Genomic DNA, 23,296 nt, shown 5'->3' on the forward strand with positions numbered 1-23,296 from the left:
TGGAAAATGTATCTGAGCCAGATAGGTTGTTATTAAATCAGCTACAGCTGCATGAATTAAAAGCAAGGGCTGATTCAGATCAAGTTGTATAGCGAGAGGCTAATTGATAATAGTACTACGCCACTCAACTGACAGGAGAGTCAGATGGACGCTCAAACGAATTTAGTTGCTTTACCGCAAAGGTCTGCCATCAAGGCTTACACCGATTTTATTGATAGTACCCTCAAACCTGCAGTCGAACATGATGATTACCAATATTTCTCTTTCAAAGCCATTGATAACGCTTATAAAGCTGGGTTGGCTCGGTCAACTGCTGGAATATCTCCCGCAGGGTTGAGTAGCCTATATTACACATGGCTTTCTCATCTTGCTTTGTCGCCAGGTAAGCAAGTAGAACTGGTTGAAAAAGGTATCAGGAAGGCTTATCGCTCGTCACGTTATCTTCAAAGCGCTATGCAAGATGGCGCTCCTTGTTGTATTGAACCCTTGCCGCAAGACCACCGTTTTAGCCATCCAGGCTGGAGTCGCTGGCCATTTAATTTTATACAACAAAACTTTTTGCTTACTCAGCAATGGTGGCACAATGCGACCACCAACATAGACGGCTTATCCGCTGAGGATGAGCGCAGCATATCATTTATAGCCCGCCAGATTTTGGACCGTTACTCGCCTAGTAATATGCCATTGTTAAATCCCGAAGTTTTGCAAGTCACGCTGGAGCAAGGAGGGGCCAATTTAATCACCGGTTTGCAGAATTTAATGGATGATATTGAGCGGCAATCATCAGGCAAACCTCCTGCAGGTACAGAACAGTTTATTCCGGGGCAGCAGGTTGCTGTGACACCGGGCAAAGTGGTTTATCGCAACCATATAATGGAGTTAATTCAATATACACCGACAACTCAGATGCTTTATCCGGAGCCTGTCTTGATAGTGCCTGCGTGGATCATGAAATATTATATTTTGGATCTTTCACCCTATAACTCAATGGTTAAATACCTAGTTGATCAAGGCCATACGGTATTCATGATCTCTTGGTTCAATCCTACCTCGGATGACAGAAACCTTGAAATGATCGATTATCAAGAGCAAGGCGTCATGAAGGCGATTGATGCCATTAGCTCTCGATGCCCTGATACTAAAATTCATGCGGCCGGTTATTGTTTGGGGGGGACTTTGCTTTCTATTGCCGCCGCCACCATGGCACGAGATGGCGATGATCGACTTAAAAGCATGACGCATTTTGCTGCGCAAGTTGATTTTTCGGAGGCTGGCGAGCTTATGCTGTTTACCAACGAGAGTGAAATTTCCTATCTTGAGAAAATGATGTGGGACCAAGGCGTACTCGATGGCTCTCAAATGGCCGGAGCTTTTCAGATTTTAAGGTCTAACGATCTCATATGGTCAAGAATCGTGCACCAATATCTGTTAGGTGAACCATCGACCATGAATGACTTAATGGCATGGAATAGCGATTTAACGCGCATGCCTTATAAAATGCATTCCCAGTATCTTCGTCGGCTCTTCCTGAATAACGATCTGAGTTCTGGTCGCTATATTGTTGATGAAAAGCCGATCGCAATAAGTGATATTCATGTTCCAATCTTTTCCGTAGGTACGGAAAAAGATCATGTGGCGCCTTGGCAATCGGTTTATAAAATTCACTTAATCTCGGATAGCCCAGAAGTGACTTTTGTGCTGACGAGCGGGGGGCATAATGCGGGAATCGTTAGTGAACCAGGGCATAAGCATCGTCATTACCGCATTGCACGACAAAATGAAGCTGACAGGTATATCGACCCCGATTCTTGGATCAGCCAGAATAGTCCAGTTGAAGGCTCTTGGTGGCCGCGATGGCACACTTGGTTGGCAGAGCATTCCGCACCACAGCAAAACCATCAAAGTTTAAGCACTCAGTGGCACGACAGGGGGTTGTGTGATGCGCCAGGGACCTATGTCCTACAACGTTAAGGAGCACGACTGCATCAATTACCCTGTAAACAATGGGTACTAAAAAAGTACAAAATATCTATAAAAGATGTTGCGGCGCACAATAGACCTAAGTATAATACACTCATTGGCTTACTTGTGGGCCTGTTTGTAAACATTCCTTGATGTTGTTTGTACAACTCTCCGGGATTATTAGGTACTTTTATGGATTCGAAAATTCGTCAACCAGAAAACTGGTTGGAGCAGCAACAGTCTCTTTTAGATGCGTACATTGAGCGCGTATTCGAATCAGAGTCTATTGATGATTGGTTTGGGGCCGCGCATTGGTATGTCGACGCCATCTCAACACTGTTTGGTTCTAATCTTAAACGCACCTAGTTACCTCTCCATTTTGAACCTGCCAATTGGCAGGTTTTTTTTATTCAAAAAATAGCGTTCAAAGCAACGATGTATTGCTATTTCTTCAATGATTTAGGCTGACTTTGAGGTAGGGATTTGGTGTAAAGTAGCAGCCTATTAAATTCGGTATCGCGAGTAGGCCATGTTAGAAATATCCATATTAGCCGTTTTTATTCCAACATTTTTATTTGTATCGGCAACCCCAGGAATGTGTATGACACTGTCTATGACTATGGGTATGACGATTGGTGTTCGCCGCACAATGTGGATGATGCTAGGTGAACTGGTGGGTGTAGGACTAGTGGCAACATTAGCTGTCATAGGGGCCGCTGCCATGATGCTAAACTATCCATCAGTCTTTACAGTCTTTAAATACATTGGCGGTGCCTATTTATTTTATCTCGGTTACCAAATGTGGTGCTCACGAGGCAAAATGGCGATCCCTTCGGATATAGAGTCACAGCCACTGGTTAAGCGGTCCGCGTTGGTCTCGCAAGGGTTTATAACGGCCATTGCTAACCCCAAAGGCTGGGCATTTTTTATCTCGCTACTTCCACCGTTTATTAACCCAGATAAAGAAATGCCAACTCAGTTATTACTGTTAATTAGCCTAATACTGCTTATCGAATTTTTTTGTTTGCTAGGGTATGCCAGTGGTGGGCAAACATTACGTCGTTTTTTAATGAAGAGTGGGAATGTTCGTTTGATGAACCGAATAGCAGGTACGTTAATGATGGGTGTTGGTATTTGGTTGGCCTTTGGCTAAGAAAGAAGAAATACATATACATTCAGGACGAAAGTATTTATTGATTAAATAGGTTGTTTACTTGTTTTAAGCCATATAAGCCGTTAGTTTTCAGACATCGATCACATTATTAAAAGCGTTGAGGCAAACGTCTAATTCTTCTCAAATTTCTGTTTATAAATTGCTGAGACATGGATTGCGTTTTCCTGAATACATTTGAGGGTCAGATTATGGAAACCATCGTTGTTGTTGGCGGAGGAGCAGGCGGCTTAGAGCTTGTTACCAGCCTCAGTCACAAGTTAGGCAGGAAGAAAAAAGCTAAAATTATTTTGGTTGATAAGAATAGAACGCACATTTGGAAGCCTCTTTTACATGAAGTTGCCACTGGTGCTCTGGACACGAGTACCGACGAAGTTATTTATCGTGCTCATGCTAGTCGTCATCATTATGATTTTAAGCTAGGTACTATGACCTCAATGAATAATGAGGAAAAGTACATCACCTTAGCGCCTTTGGTTGATGAGAATAAAAAGCAAATTGTGGGCGAGCGTAAGCTCCACTTCGATAAGCTAGTACTCGCCGTTGGAAGTGTCAGTAACGATTTTGGCACGCCAGGCGTGTCTGATCATTGTTTTTTTCTTGATTCACAAAGCCAAGCTGAGAAGTTTCACAAAGCCTTATTGAACCAGTTTTTACGAATGGACCAAAGCCCTGACGATAGTTTGCTGCATTTAGCCATCGTAGGTGGTGGGGCAACAGGAGTAGAGTTAGCCGCAGAGATGTATCATGTGGCTGACTTGCTGAAAATTTATGGCTTACCGGCTATGACTAAACAACGCTTAAAGTTAACGCTTATCGAAGCCGGGCCTCGAATCCTTCCCGCATTACCAGAGCGCATTGCCGCTTCTGCTAAACAAGAGCTGGTTAAATTAGGCGTTAATGTACGAGAAAATACGAAAGTTACCAGTGCGACTGAACTGGGTTTTGCGGCAAATGAAGATGAGCATATTAATGCTGATATGATGGTATGGGCTGCAGGTGTTAAAGCGCCTGAATTCATAACCAAAATGGGTTTGTTTGAAACCAATAGAATGGGACAGATTCTAGTCAAACCAACGTTGCAAAGCACTATCAGCGATGATGTGTTTGTCATTGGTGATTGTTGTGGTTGCCAGCAAGCTGATGGAAAATGGGTCCCGCCACGGGCTCAATCAGCACATCAAATGGCAACCCAAGTACTCAAAAACTTAATTGCACAACAGCACAATAAACCGCTGAAAGACTATGTATATAAAGACCATGGCTCTTTGGTTAACTTAAGCCGTTACAGCACGGTTGGTAGCTTGATGGGCAATTTGAGTAAGGGGACTATGTTTGTTGAGGGGCGTTTAGCCCGTATTGTTTATGTCTCACTATACCGTATGCACCAATTTGCAGTTCATGGCTGGTTGCGTGCCTCTGCGATTATGTTGGCCCAAAAGATTGGCCGTACTGTTAAACCTAAAATGAAACTGCACTGATTGGCCCGTGTAGTAATTTTTTTGACTGAGTAATTTATGTTTTCATTTTTTGAGCGGTTAATTGCGCCGTTTCCTTCACACGAACCGACGCAACCGCCCAAAGGGCTGCTGGCTTTTTGTCGTCATTACACAAAAGGCGCAGAGCGTTACCTGATTTTAATGGCGTTGTTGTCTGGCGCTATCGCAATGACCGAAGTTGCATTATTTGGGTTTATGGGGGATTTGGTTGACTGGCTGATCGCTAAAAACCCGGATACGCTCTTGCAAGAAGAAAGCGGGCGTTTATGGGGAATGGCCTTTATGGTCATTATCTTCCTTCCAGCGCTTGTATTGCTTCATGGTTTGATCGTCCATCAGACGCTATTGGGCAATTACCCTATGCGGATCCGTTGGTTATCACACCGGTACTTATTGAAGCAAAGTGTTTCTTTTTACGGTAATGACTTTGCTGGCCGAATTTCTACCAAGGTCATGCAAACGTCGTTAGCTATCCGTGAAACCGTTATGAAATTGCTCGATGTACTGATGTTCATCGTGGTTTATTTTGTCTCTATTGTTTTTCTGGTAGCGCAATCTGACTGGCGATTAATCTTGCCAATGCTCCTTTGGTTAGTTTGCTATGTCTGTATCCAAGTTTACTTTGTGCCCAAGCTGCGCAAAGTCTCGACTGATCAAGCCGATGCTCGAAGCTTGATGACGGGGCGTATTGTAGATAGTTACACCAATATTCAAACGGTTAAGCTGTTTTCACATACTGATCGTGAATCTGACTATGCAGAAGAGGGGATGCGCGGCTTTCTAAAAACCGTTTACCATCAAATGCGGTTAGTAACCGGATTGAATTTCTTTGTTCAATTCATCAACTATTTATTAGCGTTTGTTGTTGCGGCCACCTCTGTATGGCTATGGACATTAAATGCAATAACGATTGGTGAAATAGCGGTAGCGATTAGTTTGGCGTTGCGTATTAATGGTATGGCGCAATGGATCATGTGGGAAATAAGTGCTTTGTTTGAAAATATAGGCACAGTAACGGATGGTATGGCTACGTTATCTAAGCCCCTAGAAGTACAAGATTTATCTGATGCTAAAACCTTACATGTGCAGCACGGCGCTGTAACCTTTGATCATGTTAAATTCCATTATGGAAAAGGTTCGGGTGTATTAGATAATTTAAACCTCTCTATAAAAGCCGGCGAAAAAATAGGCGTTGTTGGCCGCTCTGGTGCTGGTAAGTCAACATTGGTAAATCTGCTTATGCGTTTCTATGACGTTGAATCAGGCCGCATATTGATCGATGGGCAAGACATTAGCCAAATGTCACAAGAATCATTACGCCAGCAGATTGGTATGGTGACGCAAGACACGTCACTTTTACACCGATCAGTACGCGATAATATTTTATATGGCCGACCTGATGCCAATGAAGCGGATCTGCAAGATGCGTTGACACGAGCAGAAGCTGTTGATTTTGTGTCTACGCTGACAGACCCTCATGGTCGCGTAGGGCTGGACGCCCAAGTCGGTGAGCGCGGTGTTAAACTTTCGGGTGGCCAACGCCAACGAATAGCTATTGCACGTGTGCTTCTTAAAGACGCACCTATACTCGTACTCGACGAAGCGACCTCCGCTCTCGATTCTGAAGTAGAAGCCGCTATTCAGGCCAGTTTGTATCGTTTAATGGAAGGTAAAACGGTGATTGCTATTGCGCATCGACTATCGACCATCGCGGCTATGGACCGATTGATTGTAATGGATAAAGGACAAATTGTTGAGCAAGGCACGCACAGTGAATTGATCGCGAGTAAAGGGATATATGCTCAGCTTTGGGCACACCAAACCGGTGGCTTTTTAGGGTTAGACTCAGAGTAATGTGTCAAACAAATTAATGAACTCACCCTTATTAAAACGGCCCATGTGGGCCGTTTGTCGTTAGTGCGCGATCATTACATCACATTAATGTCTTTCCCCGTAAGATGAGTATTGACGGTTATCTTTTTGGAAGCCGCTTTTAGAGCGTGAGTCATTCCGGCCTTTCTCCTTGCGATCCTTGGCTGATTTTCCGTGGCCGTTCTTGCTGTTATTGTATGCATTTTTTTGGTGTTTATTCTTATCAGAATGATGTGCTTTCTGGTCTTTGAAGCCATTAGAGTCGCGTATTACGGTTTTGGTTGAATGGTTGATGACGCGATAGCCATTAGGGGTTTGTAAGTAGTAGACATTACCGTATTTAAAATGGTTTGCTTCTCGTTTATACCCTTTAGGCAGCACAGGTATCACGGCGCCGATTGGAGCTTCTACTAAGCGATAGCGTCCTTTGCCGGTAGGTCGGTAAAAGCTTCCCTCATAAAACCCATAAAGAAGATCACCTACCTGTATATTGACCATCGCGTTACTGAAAGGAATAGTAATGTTTGCTCCTACCTTGATGTCAGCCTTGGCAGTAGTGGCGGAAAAAGCGACAGCTAGTACGGAGGTAAAAGACAAGGCCAACATTGCCCGTTTGAGGGAAATCTTCTTCGTTTTTAATTGGCGGTTGGTTGTCATGTTAAACATAAGTAAGCCTCTCGAATCATGAAGTCGTCTATTCATAAACATTATGACCAGTAAAGAACTGATAAGTGCGTTACTGATGATTCCATCCTATTGAAGTAGGTCTTTTGCGACTAGGAGATCAAGGCAAAGTAATGTTAACAATTGTTAACTATCAAGTTTTTACAATCGGTTATTAGCGTGTAATTTTTTTGTCACCTAATTTGGGTAGGATTTGCGCAACTATAATGAGGTGATAGACATGAACCCAAATGACGTGAATGCGCAGCCAACAGATTCAATTGAAACAACCGATTTCGATACATTAGTCGATAAGGCTATTAGCCGTCGCAGCCTTCTGAAGGGTGCAATGGCAACAGGTATCGTTGGATTCTTTACTTTATCCCCAATGGCCAAAGCCGTAGCTGATACGATGGCTAGTAGTAAGCTTATTGGTTTTGAAGGCATACCGGCATCTACAGAAGATGCTATAAAGTTGCCGCAAGGTTACCGCCATACGGTGTTAATGGCTTGGGGTGATCCAGTATTGCCAGGAGCACCTGCTTTTGATCATTCGGGCAAGCAAACAGCTAAAGATCAAGCCATGCAGTTTGGTGATAACACCGACGGTATGACGTTGTTCCACTTAAAAGATGAAGCTGGCAATATTATCCCTGACCGTGCTGTGTTAGCGGTTAACAACGAATATACCAACAACAAGATTGTTATCTCGGCGGACGAAACAGGTTCGGCAGAAGACGTAGCCAAGTTGCAAGCTGCTCATGGTGTGACAATTGTCGAGCTTAAGCGTGATAGCAACCACCAATGGCACTATGTGAAAGACTCGAAAATGAACCGTCGTCTGCATGCCAACAGTGAGTTTGAGATCACAGGGCCCGCAGCTGGCCATGACTTGTTAAAAACGATGGCCGACAAAACAGGTACTAAAGCGCTCGGAACTATAAATAACTGTGCCAACGGTCAAACCCCTTGGGAAACGTACCTTACTTGTGAAGAGAACTTCCATAACTACTTTGGCGCCTCTGATGCAGAGAAACTACCCGCTGAGTTAGCCGAATTTTATGGCGCAAAAGCGGATGAAAGTAAAAACAAATGGTGGAAGTACGACGACCGCTTTGATTTGGCTAAGAACCCAAATGAAGCCAATCGCTTTGGCTGGGTGGTAGAAATAGATCCTTTTGATCCAACTTCAACACCTAAAAAGCGTACAGCTCTGGGCCGCATCAAGCATGAGAATGCTGAAGTTGTGGTCAACGGTGATGGCCATATTGTTGTATACATGGGTGATGATGAGCGCGGCGAACATATTTATCGCTTTGTTTCTAAGAACAAATATCAACCAAATAACCCGTCAGCTAATCGTGATTTATTAGACGAGGGTACATTATATGTAGCTAAGTTTAATGGTGAACTGGGTGAACATGACGGTAAAGGCGAATGGATCGCGTTAGTACATGGCCAGAACGGTCTGACTAAAGAAAATGGCTTTGCTGACCAAGCTTCTATCCTTGTGAATACGCGTAAAGCTGCAAAACATGTTAAAGCGACGACAATGGACCGTCCTGAGTGGATTACTCATAATCCTTCTACCGGACAAGTCTTCTGTACGTTAACTAACAACAAGCACCGTGGTAATAAAGAGAACCAGCCACTTAATGCGGCTAACCCTCGTCAAAGCAACCACTATGGTCAAATCATACGTTGGTCAGCTGCGGGTAATGATCATACAGCAGATACATTTGTATGGGATTTGTTCTTGCTTGCGGGTAACCCTACAGTTCATCCTGATACACTATATGCAGGCAGCAAAAATATCACAGCAGATAACATGTTCAATAGCCCTGATGGTATTGGCTTTGATAAAGGCGGCCGTTTATGGGTGCTTACTGATGGTGATATGAGCAATGAAGGTGATTTTGCTGGTCAAGGCAACAACCAAATGTTGTGTGCAGATCCTAGTACAGCTGAAATCAGACGCTTTTTGGTAGGGCCTGTTGGATGTGAGGTAACAGGTTTAACGTTTGCAGATGATAATCGAGCTATGTTTGTTGGCATTCAGCACCCAACAAAAGGTTTCCCAGATTACTTGGACGGCGGTAAGCCTCGTTCGAGTATCTTGGTGATCACACGTGAAGATGGCGGTGTTATTGGAGCTTAAGCACTTAAGCTTAAGCCATCATTGGCTTCATCTTAACGATGGTAACTAAGGGCAGAGCAATCTGCCCTTAGTTTTTTAAGGCTGCTAAAAGATCAGCGGTTTATCTCTAGCGTGGACTTTTATAGCGGTCCATTGGCGTTAAACGTTTACGAAGGACGACTTGGTATAACTGCAGAGATCGGCTGCGGAATGAGCCTGCACAGCATTTTAAGTAATAGCTCCACATCCGATAAAACCGATTATCATAAGCGGTAGATAGCATTGGCCAGGCGCGCTCAAAATTGTCATGCCACGCCATTAATGTACGGTCGTAATCCTGCCCAAAATTATGTACATCCTCGACGACAAAATAAGGCTCGCATGCTGCGCTTATCTGGCGTAATGAAGGTATGGCACCATTTCTAAAAATATATTTGTCGATCCAAGGATCTGTCCCTAAATCAGATTTATCTTTGCCAATTGTATGTAAAACAAAAATGCCCTCATCTTTCATTAGGCGATGAGCCGATCGCATATAGGTGTCGTAATTCTTTTGTCCAACATGTTCAAACATACCAATTGAAACAAGCTTGTCGTACAGGCCGTCATGGTGACGGTAATCTTGAAGCAATATGTCCACGGGCAGGTGGTTACATCGTTCATCGGCTAAACGTTTCTGTTCTTTCGATATGGTCAAGCCTGTTATTTTAGCTCCATAGCGGGTCGCTGCGAGTTCGGCGAAGCTTCCCCAACCGCATCCTATTTCTAAAACGGAATCATCCTGTTTGAGTTGAAGCTTTTGACAAACTAGATTTAATTTTGCCAGTTGCGCTTCATGCAAGCTGTTTGCTTCCTGCCAATAACCACATGAGTAGGCCATGGTTGGATCGAGCATGGCTGTATAAAGGTCGTTACCCGCATCATAGTGCTGTTCTCCAACTTGGAATGCACGTTTGATGGATTGACGGTTCATCAGGCGAGCAGCTAACCAGTGTTTAATGAACGTCCAGCGGCCTGTTAGCGTTTCATCAAGCTGTGCGGTCATGGCACGAGTCATGAGTTCATCAACTTGCTCGCAGTCCCACCAGCCATCCATATAGCTTTCGCCGATTCCTATCGAACCTTCGGATAGGACGCGATGAAAAACTTGTCGATTATGTATTTGTGGATCCCAAGGGTTTGAGCCGTTGAGAGTAATGCCCGCTTTATCCAGTTGTTTTGCTAACCAATATTCGGCCTTACGAGTGGAGTCTATAACCATTTCGCGATGGTTAGGAGTAGAGGGGCTGTTGGGCGAAAATTCCCGTGTTATACGATCAGCAGTCACTGCCATGGTAATCTCCTTGTTGTATCTGCATATCAAATACGTCTAAAAGAATAGGCTGGTATGCCGTTGGCAACCATATCAGTGCGCAGTGGTAAAGGATGGCTAAATGCTGGGCTTAAGCTCGTGTAAATAGCTGTATCAATGTCGGGGATTAATAAATAATCGGCATCTCCACTTATCACTGCAGTGAATGTTGTTGGTTTAGTCGCTTAAAAAAGCGTATTTAATGATCACATTTTTATCAAACTTATACACAAACATGATGAGTTTTGTGCGCTTGCGTAAACTTGTGATCCTTTAATTTACAACGAAGCCGGGAATAAATGCTGCTATGCAACAGATTGTTGCGCGTTTTTATAAAATTATTCCGTTGCTTTGACGTGGCGATTAGGTTGGGCTGTATTGAGAACGTGGATAAGTCCCCTCCGGTAAAAGAGGAGTGACTTGACGTAATAACTGCGGGGTAGTGGGCGATTGCAAATGCCCTTGGGTGGTTAGGTGTTTCATTAGCACCTCCTTGTGCTTAATGATGACCTTGTGTTGATGTGCCTAATGCTTAATTAGGTATCCTCTGGCTCGTACCCTAAGTTGGGAGCAAGCCATCGTTCAGCCTCTTGCTTATCCATCCCTGTTCGTTTGGCGTAACTATCTAGCTGGTCTTCGCCAATCTTAGCCACACCAAAATATTGCGCTTGCGGATGGCTAAAGTACCAACCGCTTACGGCAGCCGTTGGTAACATGGCGTATGATTCAGTAATTGTAATGCCGGTGCGGTTTTCAACATCCAGCAGCTTCCATAGTAACCCTTTTTCGGTGTGATCCGGGCAGGCTGGGTAGCCAGCAGCAGGACGAATGCCTTGATATTTTTCTTTTATCAGAGCTTGGTTATCTAGGTCTTCATCCGGTGCATATCCCCATGCTTCTTTACGAACAAAGCGGTGTAAATATTCTGCAAAAGCTTCGGCTAAACGATCCGCAAGCGCTTTAACCATAATGCTGTTGTAATCATCATGATCAGCTTCATACACGGCTACCAATTCATCAACACCGAGCCCAGCAGTTACAGCAAATGCGCCAAAGTAGTCTTTAACGCCTGAGTCTTTAGGGGCGATAAAATCCGTTAGACACATATTGGCTTTACCGGCGACTTTCTCTGTTTGCTGACGTAGGTGATGAAGCGTCATTAATACTTCGCTGCGAGACTCGTCGGTATATAGCTCTATGTCATCATGATCGACGCTATTAGCAGGGAATAAACCATACACGCCTTGGGCGCGGAGCTTCTTGTTTGAAATTAAGTCGTCTAGCATTTCTTGAGCATCTGCAAACAACTTAGTGGCTTCTTCGCCAACGACTTTGTCAGTGAGGATGCGTGGGTAGCTGCCTGCTAATTCCCAGGCGTGGAAAAAAGGACTCCAATCAATAAATTCACGCAGCAAATTAAGGTCTAGATTGTCAATAACCTGCACACCAAGTTGTGCAGGTTTAACCGGCGTGAAGTTATCCCAGTCGGCAACAAATTTATTAGTGCGAGCTGCTTCTAAACTGACGCGGCGCTTATCATTTTGACGAGCGGTGTGACGGTCACGTGCTTTCTGATAATCTTCTTGTATCTCTTTGATATAAATTGATTTTCTGTCTTTGGATAACAGGGCGGATGCAACGCCAACAGCACGTGAAGCGTTGGTTACGTGAACCACTTGATCTCGCTTGAAGGCCGGTTCTATTTTAACGGCTGTGTGAGCTTTGGATGTAGTAGCCCCACCAATCATTAACGGGATATCAAATCCTTGACGCTGCATTTCTTTGGCGACGTGTACCATCTCATCCAATGAAGGGGTAATCAATCCTGATAGGCCAATTAAATCCGCGTTTTCTTCTCTGGCAGTGGTAAGAATCTTCTCAGCTGGAACCATGACGCCTAGGTCTATTATTTCGAAGTTATTACATTGTAAAACTACGCCGACGATATTTTTTCCGATATCGTGAACGTCGCCTTTAACCGTGGCCATCACGACTTTACCGGCGGAGCTCGATTCATTTCCGCTTTTTTCTGCCTCAATAAATGGCATGAGGTAAGCTACTGCTTTTTTCATGACGCGAGCAGACTTAACCACTTGTGGAAGGAACATTTTACCCGAGCCGAATAAATCGCCCACAATACCCATGCCGTCCATGAGAGGACCTTCAATAACTTGTATAGGGCGCGGATAGTTTTGGCGGCATTCTTCTACATCGTCGTCGATAAATTCTGTTATCCCTTTTACAAGCGCATGTGATAAGCGTGCGTTGACTTCCCAGCTGCGCCATTCTTGAGCCTCTGGGGCGGCTTCAGCTGAGCCATCTCCACGGTAGCGCTCGGCTACGTCTAGCAATCGTTCGGTTGAGTCGTCGCGGCGGTTAAGGATGACATCTTCTACAAGATCTTTAAGTTCGGTTGGCAAATCGTCGTAAATGGCTAACTGGCCTGCGTTAACGATACCCATATCCATGCCTTGCTTGATGGCGTGGTATAAGAATACACAGTGGATGGCTTCACGCACTGGGTTGTTGCCACGAAACGAGAACGACACGTTAGATACACCGCCTGAGATTTTTGCATAAGGCAGGTTTTTCTTAATCCAGCCGGTAGCCTCAATAAAATCGACAGCGTAGTTGTTATGTTCTTCAATGCCTGTAGCTACAGCAAAAATGTTAGGGTCAAAGATGATGTCTTCAGGAGGGAAGCCAACTTCGTCTACTAAAATTCGGTAAGACTTTTCACATATTTCAATTTTGCGTTCACAGGTGTCTGCTTGGCCGATTTCATCGAATGCCATCACGATGACTGCTGCACCGTAACGGCGAACCAGTTTGGCTTGTTCGATAAACTTATCGACGCCTTCTTTCATGGAAATGGAGTTAACAATCCCTTTGCCTTGTATGCATTTAAGGCCGACCTCAATTACCTCCCACTTGGAGGAGTCGATCATAATTGGAACACGGGAAATATCCGGCTCAGAGGCGATGAGCTTTAAGAAACGCTCCATGGCAGCTTCAGCATCAAGCATGCCTTCATCCATGTTGATATCGATGATTTGTGCGCCGTTCTCTACCTGCTGGCGAGCAACATCTAAGGCTGTTTCGTAGTCACCTTCTTTAATAAGCCGCTTAAATGCCGCCGATCCTGTAACGTTAGTTCGTTCACCCACGTTAACGAACAAGGTATCTGCACCAATGTTCATCGGCTCTAAGCCCGCCAAACGCGCTTCTCGGGGAATATCAGGAACTACGCGAGGGGGAAATTTTTCAATAGCTTCACGTATAACGCGTATGTGCTCGGGTGTTGTTCCGCAGCAGCCACCTAGAATATTGAGATACCCTGACTCCGCCCATTCACTAATTTCGCGTGCCATTTCTTCTGGAGACTCATCGTATTCACCAAAAGCGTTAGGCAGACCGGCGTTAGGGTGCGCAGAGACAAAACAGTTAGCAACACGTGACAACTCTTGTACATATTGGCGCAGCTCTTTCGGGCCGAGTGCACAGTTTAAGCCAATGGAAATAGGGTTGGCATGACTAACTGAGTTCCAGAAAGCTTCGGTTGTTTGTCCAGATAGGGTCCGTCCAGAGGCATCCGTAATGGTGCCCGAAATCATAACGGGTAGCCGTACATTGTTCTCGTCAAAATATTTATCGACAGCAAAGATCGCGGCTTTTGCGTTGAGTGTGTCGAAAACAGTTTCGATAAGAATTAAATCGGAGCCTCCTTTTACTAAGCCATCAGTAGACTCGTAATAAGCATCGACAAGCTCATCAAAAGACACGTTTCGATAACCGGGATCATTGACGTCCGGTGATATCGAGCAGGTACGGTTAGTAGGGCCGAGAACGCCGGCCACAAAGCGCGGACGCTCAGGTGTTTGGGCGGTGATTTCGTCACAGGCTTGCCTGGCTAGCTGCGCCGCTACTAAGTTTATCTCATGGCTTAGCGATTCCATTTCGTAATCGGCCATGGCGATTTGCGTGGCATTAAAGGTATTGGTTTCTAAAATATCAGCACCGGCCAACAAGTAATTGCGGTGTATGTCTTTAATGATCTGCGGTTGAGAAAGTACTAAGAGGTCGTTGTTACCCTTTACATCGCATGGCCAGTCCGCAAAGCGCTCACCACGATAATCGGCTTCTTCAAGTTTGTAATCTTGAATCATAGTGCCCATACCGCCATCAAGGATCATGATGCGCTGTTTGAGGATGGAGTTTAGTTGATCGGTGATCATCTGAGACATGCAATTACTACCTGTTGGATGGCTAGCTAAATGGCGAAACGTAAAGGGGACATATAATAAAACATTTTAGGTATCAATTACCTGAGTTCATTTCAAGAATTGATGAAAAGCGTTCATTAAGTGAATAAAAGAGCGATTTTTGGGGAGTTGATATTTTTTTAGCGGTTATCACTTGTGCCGCTGTATTGAGTGAAAAAGGTCAATTCTACAATATTTAGGATTGATCCAAATCAGTAGATTGTCGACAATATTTTTGAGGCGGAGCTAGGATCTGCCTATTTTTGTCTAAAAAACGGCCTATTCGCCCAATGTCTTAGTTAAATTGTCGGCTAGTTTAGATACATTACTTAGGTACAGCGGGCCGACTGTCAACAATAATAATAAATCGGCTCACTTACGTAGTCCTGATAGATAACATAATAAAAGGGCCGTACGATGTCGTATCGAGCAGAATACTCACACTCAATAGAATCACCCGAAACTTTCTGGGAAGAGAAGTCAGAACTCATTCATTGGTTTAAAAAGCCAAAACAAGTGCTAAGTACGGATAGCAATGGTATCCACCGTTGGTTTGCTGATGGGGAGCTTAACACTGCCTACCTTGCATTAGATTATCACGTGGAAAATGGCCGGGCCGAACAAGACGCTATTATTTTTGACTCTCCGGTAACGGGAGTTAAGCGCCGCTATACCTATCAAGAACTGCGCGATGAGGTAGCTAAGTTTGCAGGTGTACTAAAAGAGCAAGGTGTAGAAAAAGGGGATAGGGTCGTTATTTATATGCCAATGGTTCCAGAGGCATTGATTGCCATGCTAGCCGTTGCGCGTTTGGGAGCTATTCATTCGGTTGTTTTTGGTGGCTTTGCACCAAAAGAGTTGGCTGTTCGTATTGATGATGCCGAGCCTAAAGTGGTGGTAACGGCTTCATGCGGCATCGAGATCAATCGGGTGATTGAATATAAACCTATGCTTGATGAAGCCATTGAACTGTCTGCGTTTAAGCCTGAGCGATGTATTGTATTGCAGCGGCCACAATGCACCGCAAGCATGGAGATAGGAAGAGATTTGGATTGGCAGCAAGCAATGGCAACAGCAGAGCCTGCAGGCTGTGTTGCCGTTAAAGGGACTGATCCGCTATATATATTGTATACCTCAGGTACAACCGGCAAACCAAAAGGGGTTGTGCGGGATAACGGTGGTCATGCTGTCGCATTAAAGTACAGTATGAAAGCTATCTACAATATGGAGCCGGGCGAAGTCTTTTGGGCTGCATCTGATGTCGGTTGGGTTGTAGGGCACTCCTATATTGTTTATGCGCCATTGTTAGCAGGTTGTACAACAGTGGTGTATGAAGGTAAGCCGATCAAAACGCCTGATGCCGGTGCTTTCTGGCGCGTATGTGATGAGTATAAAGTTAAAGCATTATTTGCAGCTCCCACAGCATTTAGGGCGATACGTAAAGAAGATCCTGATTCTGATTTATTAGCCCCTTATGATTTAAGCGCATTAGAGGCCGTGTTTATGGCAGGTGAACGCTTGGATCCCCCGACCTATGAATGGACAAGCCAAACGTTGGGCAAACCTGTTATTGATCATTGGTGGCAAACAGAAACCGGTTGGGCTATTTGTGGCAACCTAACGGGTATTGAAAGGATGGCACCTAAAGCTGGATCGTCAACGGTACCCATCCCAGGCTTTAATGTGCAAATTCTAGGCGCACAAGGCGAGGAGTTACCCGCCGGTTCACAAGGCATTATCGCGCTTAAGCAGCCATTACCTCCCAGTTGCTTACCAACAATTTGGGGTGATCATGAGCGTTTTAGGACGGGGTATCTTTCAGAGTTTCCTGGTTATTATTCAACAGGTGATGGCGGCTATAAAGACGAGGATGGTTACGTATTTGTGATGGGCCGTACAGATGATGTGATTAATGTAGCCGGCCATCGCTTATCAACAGGCGAAATGGAAGAGGTCGTTGCTAGCCATCCTGCAGTAGCTGAATGCTGTGTCATTGGGATTAACGATCCTCTAAAAGGCCAGCAACCTATTGGTTTAGTCCTTATTAAGAACGGTGTAGAGGTTGACGAAGAGCAGCTGGAAAAAGAACTGGTTGCGATGGTAAGAAAATCGATTGGTGCTGTCGCTTGTTTTAAAAAAGCGGTTGTTGTTCAGCGTTTACCAAAAACGCGATCAGGGAAAATACTGCGTAAATTGCTTCGCCAAGTTGCTGATGGACAAGCTTACAGCATCCCTTCTACGATTGATGATCCAGCGAGTTTGCCAGAAATCGAAGAAATATTGGACTCACGCGGGTTAGTCAGCCGTTAATTATTCGTGCGCCAAACCTGTCTTTAAAGCAGCCATTTAGGCTGCTTTTTTTGTTGCTTAATTAGATGGAACTAGCTCTGGTTAACTAACCTTTGTATAGTGCTGAATTAAATTAATAGATAGCGATATATTATTGTTTTTAAAGCTATTTATTTTTATTTTCTGTATCTTTTATGCAACATAAAGGTGAGTGCTGATGACAAAACAAGGTGGTGTGTCAAGGTGTGTACTAATTTTAGGCAGCGTAGCGCTTCTACTGCTGGCAGTAGTGCTCTTTATATTTTGGCAAACGATAAGCGTTAAAGAGTCCGGTGCTGATGTGCCTCCAATCATTGAATCACAGGTTGAGGACCGATTGATTAATCAACCGGCGACCAACCCGCTTACGGGTCGTAATGAACAGCTATCTGAGACTCGTCATTCCCACCTGAGTGATCCGCTGGCTGAGTCTGTATTTAGTCGCGACGCTGATATAGCAGTAAGCATTCCTACAGAACTGGGGCATGGTTTTGCGCTTCCTTTATTTGACGATGTGGACTTGGACATAACGTTTGAGACTGAACGTAAAATAGGTGAAAAGAAGCTTCTCTTACAGGGGCGCATTACTGGCGAGTCTCTGTCTACCGTCACGCTAACGTTAATAGGTGATGATTATCTAATGACCATTCAAGACATGGAAAATGGGAAGTCATACCGGTTACGAGGTAACCAAGCGAAACGACGCGCCACAGTTACCGAAGTAGATTTAGCCAAAATGCCGGCCCAAACCCATGAACATGTGTCAGTTCAATAATAGATTTTATATGTACAGTAACCGCTGTTTAGTAGTCCGTCGGTTTTATTCAAGCAAACCCTGCAAGCGATAGAGAGACCATGATGGCTCAAAAACTAAAAAAATCTACCCCCCCTTTAATTGTCTCGCCCAAACACGCCCATCAAGCGAAACGTGTTCCTATTTTAATGACTACTTCCCTAGCGGTGGCCTTAATCAGTTCACCTGTTTTTGCCGAAGAAATTGATGTCATGATGGTCTTTGATTCAACGGCTAAGGCCTGGGTCGATAATAATGGGGGGATGGAGCTGTTTTCATTGGATATTCAAAACCGAATGAATCAAGTGGCAAGCAATAGCGGGTTAGACCTGGAGTTCAATATTGTCCATAGTCTTGATATTGATTACACCACGCAAGCTACTACCAATAGCAGTAGTTTTTATAATGATTTAGTGGCTTTACGCCAAGGGCAAGGGGTGTTTAGTTCGGTTGCCGCTGCACGTGAAACGTACGGTGCAGATCTAGTAACTATGATGGTGGATCATGGCTCTGCATACGGTAATGTGGGCTTGGGGTATTCATTAATTTATTGGCAAGGGGATTCGAGTGCTGCGTTCTCGGTTGCCGCCATACGATCAGTTGATATATCCAACACCCTCGTACATGAGCTTGGGCATAATTTAGGCGCGGCGCACCCCAAAGCTTTAAGTAGTGGGGCGGGGCCAAATAGCTATCTAGATAATCAATATTCAGCGGGTTGGTTTTTCACAGGATCTAATGGCAAAGCTTACTCTACCGCTATGGGCTACAACTATAACGACGGAACCTATTACGCAGGCGCCCCTCTGTTCTCTACTCCCTACGTTAACTATCAAGGTGTCGCGGCGGGGGATCAGGCTGATGCTGATAATACGCGATTAATTAACGATACGATGTCGGTTGTTGCCTCCTATCGTGAATCGGTTTGCCAAGAAGAGCCTGTATCTGCATGGAATACTGTGACCGGTGAGCTAGCAGATTTTGATTCAATGTGTAATGTACAGGAGCCTTGGCAAGCTGGTTCACCGCCTGATAGCGATGGTGATGGGTTAGATGATGCTTATGAATTACGAAATGGTCTAGACCCTGATAACCCAAATGATGGCGGAGTAGCCGACCCAGCAATTGACGGAGATGCGGATGGTGACGGCACGCCAGATGAAATAGACAGTCATCCAGAAGACCCTACACGGCGAGGCAGTGATCTGCTTGTACTCAACACAAGCCATGAGTGGACAAGTGTTGTGCTGCCCTCTACCTATGACAATCCGGTCGTTATCGCAGGACCACCAAGCTTTAATAACAGCTCACCAGGTGTGGTTCGTATTAAAAATGTAACCCGTGATGGGTATGAAACGCGCTTCTCGGTTAACTTTAGCGAATGGGATTATTTAGATGGGGAGCACGCCAGCGAAACGATACCGCATGTGGTGTTAGAAAGTGGTCGATACACAATGCCAGATGGCTCTATTTGGGAAGTGGGAACCTTTACGTTAGATAAAACGCGTAACTTCCAAGCACAGACATTCAGCGCCAGCTTTGCGGCAGCCCCGCGGATCTTTTTAACGATGCAAACAGCCAATGAAGCACAAGCCGCTATACCCCGTGTTAAATCGGTAACCGCCACGGGTTTCAGTGCCGCTTTGTATGAGCAAGAAAGTTTGAACAATGGCCATGCCGCTGAAACAGTTGGGTATTTAGCCGTTTATAGCCCGCATGGCTCAGGAAAAGTCATATTGGGAGGCGAAGAAGTCACTTATTTAACTCAGCAGACGCTTGTTACCCATGAGTGGTTGCCTTTAATTAACTCATCCATCTTTGTTGAGGAAGAGCAATCGATCGATTCTGAGGTTGCTCATACAACGGAGACAATCGATGCGATATCTATTGGTGGGCAGCTTTTTGCGCAGGATGTCAGCACCCGAGGAGGCGATGCGTCTGCATTGCGCCAACAACCACAAATTGATGCTACGCCTGTTGAGTGGGGCTACTTACAAGGCATTACTGACCAGTGGACAACGGTTCCACTAGGCAAGGACTACAGCGCTCCTGTTGTAACAGCGTCGGTTGGTGAACTATCAAATGAGTTAGGTGCTCTTCAAATCCGCAACGTTACACCTACTAGTTTTGATATCCGCTTTTCAGGTTGGGATTATCAGGGCGGTACTCACGTTAACGGGGAAAAAATATTCTATCTTGTCGCTGACAGTGGTGAGTATCAATTAGGCGATTTAGTATTAAAAGCCGGCCGCTCGAATGTAGAGGTAACCGCATCCCAATCCGTGAATGTGTCTTACGGCTCAAGCTTTAGTGAACCTCCCGTTATTTTTACAAGCGTTAACAGTGTTAATGACGAGGACGTTGTAGTTGCTAGGGTGCTATCAAACTCGAATGCAGGCATACAGCTCGCGCTTCAAGAACAAGAAAGTTTAAGCAATGGTCATGCTAGCGAAGTGGTCGGTTGGATCGCGATAGAAAAAGGGAATACTGACATTGGCGGTCGGTCGATTGAAGTCACGACAGCGTACGGTGCCAATAAGGTGGTTAATTTCAACAAGCTTTCATCGAATAAGCACCCAGTTGTTGTGACGGCCCTAGCCAGTTTCCGGGGAGCTGATACCGCCTATGCCGCTCATCGAGCCTTATCATCTTCTAAAGTTTCCGCGTATGTGCAAGAAGAGCAATCTCGCGATAGTGAGCTGGGGCATACCAGTGAAACAATCAGCATTTTTATTGCGGATTAGTGACTGTTTCTCATCATTAAACAACGCTCCAAAAGCAGCCACTAGGCTGCTTTTTTGTTGTGCGAACATGGATTAGGTTAAGTAATGCTACTCGATTAACTTCTGCTATATACAAGGGGCCTTAATAGGAAAAACTAATCAACCTCTTAAAAACAATTAATTTCTACATATCAACCAATTTCCATAGACTAGCTCCTGTCGAATCAATACCTATTTGAATCAAACCCCGCTTTAACAGGAGCAACAAAATGATCAATACAGAAATCAAACCATTTAATGCATCAGCTTTTAAACAAGGCGAATTTATCGAAGTATCAGACGCTGATCTAAAAGGTAAATGGTCTATTGTTTTCTTTTACCCAGCTGATTTCACATTTGTTTGTCCAACCGAGCTAGGCGATATGGCAGACAGCTATGCTGAACTTCAAAGCATGGGTGTAGAAGTATATTCAGTGTCTACTGATACGCACTTTACTCATAAAGCATGGCACGACTCTTCTGAAACGATCGGCAAGATCCAATACACAATGATCGGCGATCCTACAGGCACGGTTACTCGCAACTTTGGTGTGATGCGTGAAAATCAAGGCCTTGCTGACCGTGCGACGTTTGTAATCGATCCTGAAGGTATTATCCAGTCAGTTGAAATTACTGCTGAAGGTATTGGTCGTGAGGCGGCAGACACCGTCCGTAAGGTAAAAGCAGCACAATACGTAGCGGCTCACCCAGGTGAAGTATGCCCGGCTAAATGGAAAGAAGGTGAAGCAACACTTGCTCCATCTTTGGATCTAGTTGGCAAAATCTAAAACGACGCTCCTCAACTGACTCCTGCTTGAGATCCACTCGCTAGTAGGAGCCAGTTGGCCGATTAGGCATCAGCTTTATTACGTAAGATAAGTCGAATTTTAAGACACTAGTCAGGTAACGATAATGTTAGATACAAACCTTAAGAAACAATTGGACACCTATTTGCAGAACATCGTTAATCCGATAGAACTGACTGTGTCCACCAACAACACTGCAAAATCTAAAGAGCTAGAAGAATTGGCCACCGAAATTTCGGCGCTCTCTTCAAAAATAGAATTAATTATTGATAACAACCCCGTTGGTCGAGCACCGCAAATGAGTATAGCGCCTAAAGGTAGCGCATCTCGTGTCGCTTTTGCTGGTATCCCAATGGGACATGAATTTACGTCACTTGTGCTGGCATTATTACAGGCAGGGGGGCATCCCTCTAAAGCCGAACCTGCATTAATCGAGCAGGCTGAACAGCTAACGGGTGATTATAACTTTGAAGTATACATTTCCCTGTCATGCCAAAACTGCCCTGAGGTTGTACAAGCACTCAACCTGATGGCGATTAAAAATCCAAATATACGTACAACCATGATCGATGGTGCTTTGTTTCAGGATGAAGTTAACGAGCGAAATATCATGGCAGTTCCATCTGTTTATTTGAATGGTGAGTTATTTGGTCAGGGGCGCATGTCTTTGGCAGAGATACTCAATAAAGTTGATAGCGGAGCGAGTGAGCGCCAAGCAGCGGCCTTAGCAGAAAAAGACCCATACGATGTACTGGTCGTTGGTGGCGGCCCCGCTGGTGCAGCATCAGCAATTTACGCCGCCCGTAAAGGTATCCGCACAGGTGTTGTGGCCGAACGTTTTGGCGGCCAAGTGATGGATACGATGGCCATTGAAAACTTTATCTCAGTAAAAGAAACAGAAGGTCCTAAATTAGTCGCTAACCTTGAGCAACACGTATTAGATTATGATGTTGATCTTGTAAACACGCAGCGTGCCAAGCGGCTAACTAAAGGTGACATGATCGAGGTTGAGCTAGAAAGTGGTGCGGTTCTAAAAAGTAAGTCTGTCATTTTAGCCACAGGTGCGCGCTGGAGAGAAATGAACGTACCGGGCGAGAAAGAATATCGTGGTAAAGGAGTGGCTTACTGCCCGCATTGTGATGGCCCGTTATTTAAAGGTAAAAAAGTTGCTGTGATTGGCGGTGGTAACTCAGGTATTGAAGCAGCAATCGATTTGGCTGGTATCGTTGAGCATGTCACCGTACTTGAATTTGGCAACACATTACGTGCCGATGAAGTCTTAGTGCGCAAAGCTAAATCGATGAAAAATATCACCATCATTAAAGAAGCGATGACCACAGAGGTTATCGGTGATGGCCAGCGAGTTATTGGTCTGAATTACACAGACCGTGCTACGGGTGATAAGCACTTAGTGGATGTTGCTGGGATATTTGTTCAGATAGGTTTAATTCCGAACACTGAATGGTTAAAAGATACGCTTGAACTATCAGATCGAGGCGAAATTGTAATCGATACAAAAGGGCAGACATCGATGCCAGGCGTTTTTGCTGCAGGCGATGTGACTACCGTCCCTTACAAGCAGATTATTATTGCAATGGGCGCTGGTGCAACAGCCGCTTTGGGCGCATTCGATCACTTAATACGTACGTCAGTGCCCGCAGAAGCAGGAAGCGAAGCGGCCTAACCTGAC

The 23,296-nt window shown here is 44.8% G+C and carries 14 protein-coding genes; 11 read left to right on the forward strand and 3 right to left on the reverse strand.

All coding sequences use genetic code 11. The annotated features are described in order from the left end of the window. Nucleotides 1-144: 144 nt before the first annotated feature. The 5 genes from OW491_RS08465 (at nucleotide 145) to OW491_RS08485 (ending at nucleotide 6,486) form a co-directional block, all read left to right on the forward strand. Entirely contained in the window at nucleotides 145-1,971 is a 1,827-nt protein-coding gene (locus OW491_RS08465; RefSeq protein ID WP_290035556.1) for an alpha/beta fold hydrolase, read from the forward strand. Nucleotides 1,972-2,154: 183 nt separating this feature from the next. Next, nucleotides 2,155-2,328 carry a hypothetical protein gene (locus OW491_RS08470; RefSeq protein ID WP_170870329.1) on the forward strand — a complete coding sequence of 58 codons (174 nt, stop codon included), beginning with the start codon at nucleotides 2,155-2,157 and terminating at the stop codon, nucleotides 2,326-2,328. Nucleotides 2,329-2,491: 163 nt separating this feature from the next. Next, entirely contained in the window at nucleotides 2,492-3,115 is a 624-nt protein-coding gene (locus OW491_RS08475) for a LysE family translocator (RefSeq protein ID WP_075178894.1), read from the forward strand. A gap of 209 nt (nucleotides 3,116-3,324) precedes the next feature. Beyond that, the gene (locus OW491_RS08480) at nucleotides 3,325-4,614 is read left to right on the forward strand and encodes an NAD(P)/FAD-dependent oxidoreductase (RefSeq protein WP_215151744.1); all 1,290 of its coding nucleotides are present in this window, start codon (nucleotides 3,325-3,327) and stop codon (nucleotides 4,612-4,614) included. Nucleotides 4,615-4,650: 36 nt separating this feature from the next. Next, entirely contained in the window at nucleotides 4,651-6,486 is a 1,836-nt protein-coding gene (locus tag OW491_RS08485) for an ABC transporter ATP-binding protein (protein ID WP_075172203.1), read from the forward strand. Nucleotides 6,487-6,570: 84 nt separating this feature from the next. On the opposite strand, the gene OW491_RS08490 is transcribed toward OW491_RS08485, so the two are convergent. After that, on the reverse strand, nucleotides 6,571-7,170 hold the full coding sequence (locus OW491_RS08490) for a DUF6515 family protein (protein WP_290035558.1): 600 nt from the start codon (nucleotides 7,168-7,170) through the stop codon (nucleotides 6,571-6,573). 238 nt (nucleotides 7,171-7,408) lie between these two features. Here OW491_RS08490 and OW491_RS08495 point away from each other — a divergent pair, with 238 nt between their 5' ends. Then, nucleotides 7,409-9,325: a PhoX family phosphatase gene (locus OW491_RS08495; RefSeq protein ID WP_290035560.1), complete on the forward strand. Its 1,917-nt coding sequence runs from the start codon at nucleotides 7,409-7,411 to the stop codon at nucleotides 9,323-9,325. A gap of 106 nt (nucleotides 9,326-9,431) precedes the next feature. Here OW491_RS08495 and cfa read toward each other — a convergent pair whose 3' ends face one another. Then, nucleotides 9,432-10,637 carry a cyclopropane fatty acyl phospholipid synthase gene (gene cfa, locus OW491_RS08500; RefSeq protein ID WP_215151741.1) on the reverse strand — a complete coding sequence of 402 codons (1,206 nt, stop codon included), beginning with the start codon at nucleotides 10,635-10,637 and terminating at the stop codon, nucleotides 9,432-9,434. 554 nt (nucleotides 10,638-11,191) lie between these two features. Beyond that, a complete protein-coding gene (gene metH, locus OW491_RS08505) occupies nucleotides 11,192-14,890 on the reverse strand; it encodes a methionine synthase (RefSeq protein ID WP_290035663.1) in 3,699 nt (1,232 codons plus the stop codon). Nucleotides 14,891-15,334: 444 nt separating this feature from the next. On the opposite strand from metH, the gene OW491_RS08510 reads away from it, so the two are divergent. The 5 genes from OW491_RS08510 (at nucleotide 15,335) to ahpF (ending at nucleotide 23,290) form a co-directional block, all read left to right on the forward strand. Beyond that, nucleotides 15,335-17,227: a propionyl-CoA synthetase gene (locus OW491_RS08510; protein ID WP_215151740.1), complete on the forward strand. Its 1,893-nt coding sequence runs from the start codon at nucleotides 15,335-15,337 to the stop codon at nucleotides 17,225-17,227. 196 nt (nucleotides 17,228-17,423) lie between these two features. Beyond that, complete coding sequence (locus OW491_RS08515) at nucleotides 17,424-18,020, forward strand: hypothetical protein (protein ID WP_290035562.1); 597 nt, start codon at nucleotides 17,424-17,426, stop codon at nucleotides 18,018-18,020. Between the two features lie 80 nt (nucleotides 18,021-18,100). Beyond that, complete coding sequence (locus OW491_RS08520) at nucleotides 18,101-20,782, forward strand: M12 family metallo-peptidase (RefSeq protein ID WP_290035564.1); 2,682 nt, start codon at nucleotides 18,101-18,103, stop codon at nucleotides 20,780-20,782. Between the two features lie 248 nt (nucleotides 20,783-21,030). Then, a complete protein-coding gene (gene ahpC, locus OW491_RS08525) occupies nucleotides 21,031-21,588 on the forward strand; it encodes an alkyl hydroperoxide reductase subunit C (protein ID WP_075172197.1) in 558 nt (185 codons plus the stop codon). A gap of 124 nt (nucleotides 21,589-21,712) precedes the next feature. Beyond that, a complete protein-coding gene (gene ahpF, locus OW491_RS08530) occupies nucleotides 21,713-23,290 on the forward strand; it encodes an alkyl hydroperoxide reductase subunit F (RefSeq protein ID WP_290035565.1) in 1,578 nt (525 codons plus the stop codon). The last annotated feature ends 6 nt before the right edge of the window (nucleotides 23,291-23,296 follow it).

Origin of the sequence: Neptunomonas sp. CHC150 (assembly GCF_030397555.1) — a bacterium.
Taxonomy (GTDB): domain Bacteria; phylum Pseudomonadota; class Gammaproteobacteria; order Pseudomonadales; family Balneatricaceae; genus Neptunomonas; species Neptunomonas phycophila.

What these genes read in the sequence shown, in the direction of transcription:
- OW491_RS08465 (WP_290035556.1), top strand. Translation starts at nt 145, where the DNA reads ATGGACGCTCAAACGAATTTAGTTGCTTTACCGCAAAGGTCTGCCATC.
- OW491_RS08470 (WP_170870329.1), top strand. Translation starts at nt 2,155, where the DNA reads ATGGATTCGAAAATTCGTCAACCAGAAAACTGGTTGGAGCAGCAACAG.
- OW491_RS08475 (WP_075178894.1), top strand. Translation starts at nt 2,492, where the DNA reads ATGTTAGAAATATCCATATTAGCCGTTTTTATTCCAACATTTTTATTT.
- OW491_RS08480 (WP_215151744.1), top strand. Translation starts at nt 3,325, where the DNA reads ATGGAAACCATCGTTGTTGTTGGCGGAGGAGCAGGCGGCTTAGAGCTT.
- OW491_RS08485 (WP_075172203.1), top strand. Translation starts at nt 4,651, where the DNA reads ATGTTTTCATTTTTTGAGCGGTTAATTGCGCCGTTTCCTTCACACGAA.
- OW491_RS08490 (WP_290035558.1), bottom strand. Translation starts at nt 7,170, where the DNA reads ATGTTTAACATGACAACCAACCGCCAATTAAAAACGAAGAAGATTTCC.
- OW491_RS08495 (WP_290035560.1), top strand. Translation starts at nt 7,409, where the DNA reads ATGAACCCAAATGACGTGAATGCGCAGCCAACAGATTCAATTGAAACA.
- cfa (WP_215151741.1), bottom strand. Translation starts at nt 10,637, where the DNA reads ATGGCAGTGACTGCTGATCGTATAACACGGGAATTTTCGCCCAACAGC.
- metH (WP_290035663.1), bottom strand. Translation starts at nt 14,890, where the DNA reads ATGATCACCGATCAACTAAACTCCATCCTCAAACAGCGCATCATGATC.
- OW491_RS08510 (WP_215151740.1), top strand. Translation starts at nt 15,335, where the DNA reads ATGTCGTATCGAGCAGAATACTCACACTCAATAGAATCACCCGAAACT.
- OW491_RS08515 (WP_290035562.1), top strand. Translation starts at nt 17,424, where the DNA reads ATGACAAAACAAGGTGGTGTGTCAAGGTGTGTACTAATTTTAGGCAGC.
- OW491_RS08520 (WP_290035564.1), top strand. Translation starts at nt 18,101, where the DNA reads ATGATGGCTCAAAAACTAAAAAAATCTACCCCCCCTTTAATTGTCTCG.
- ahpC (WP_075172197.1), top strand. Translation starts at nt 21,031, where the DNA reads ATGATCAATACAGAAATCAAACCATTTAATGCATCAGCTTTTAAACAA.
- ahpF (WP_290035565.1), top strand. Translation starts at nt 21,713, where the DNA reads ATGTTAGATACAAACCTTAAGAAACAATTGGACACCTATTTGCAGAAC.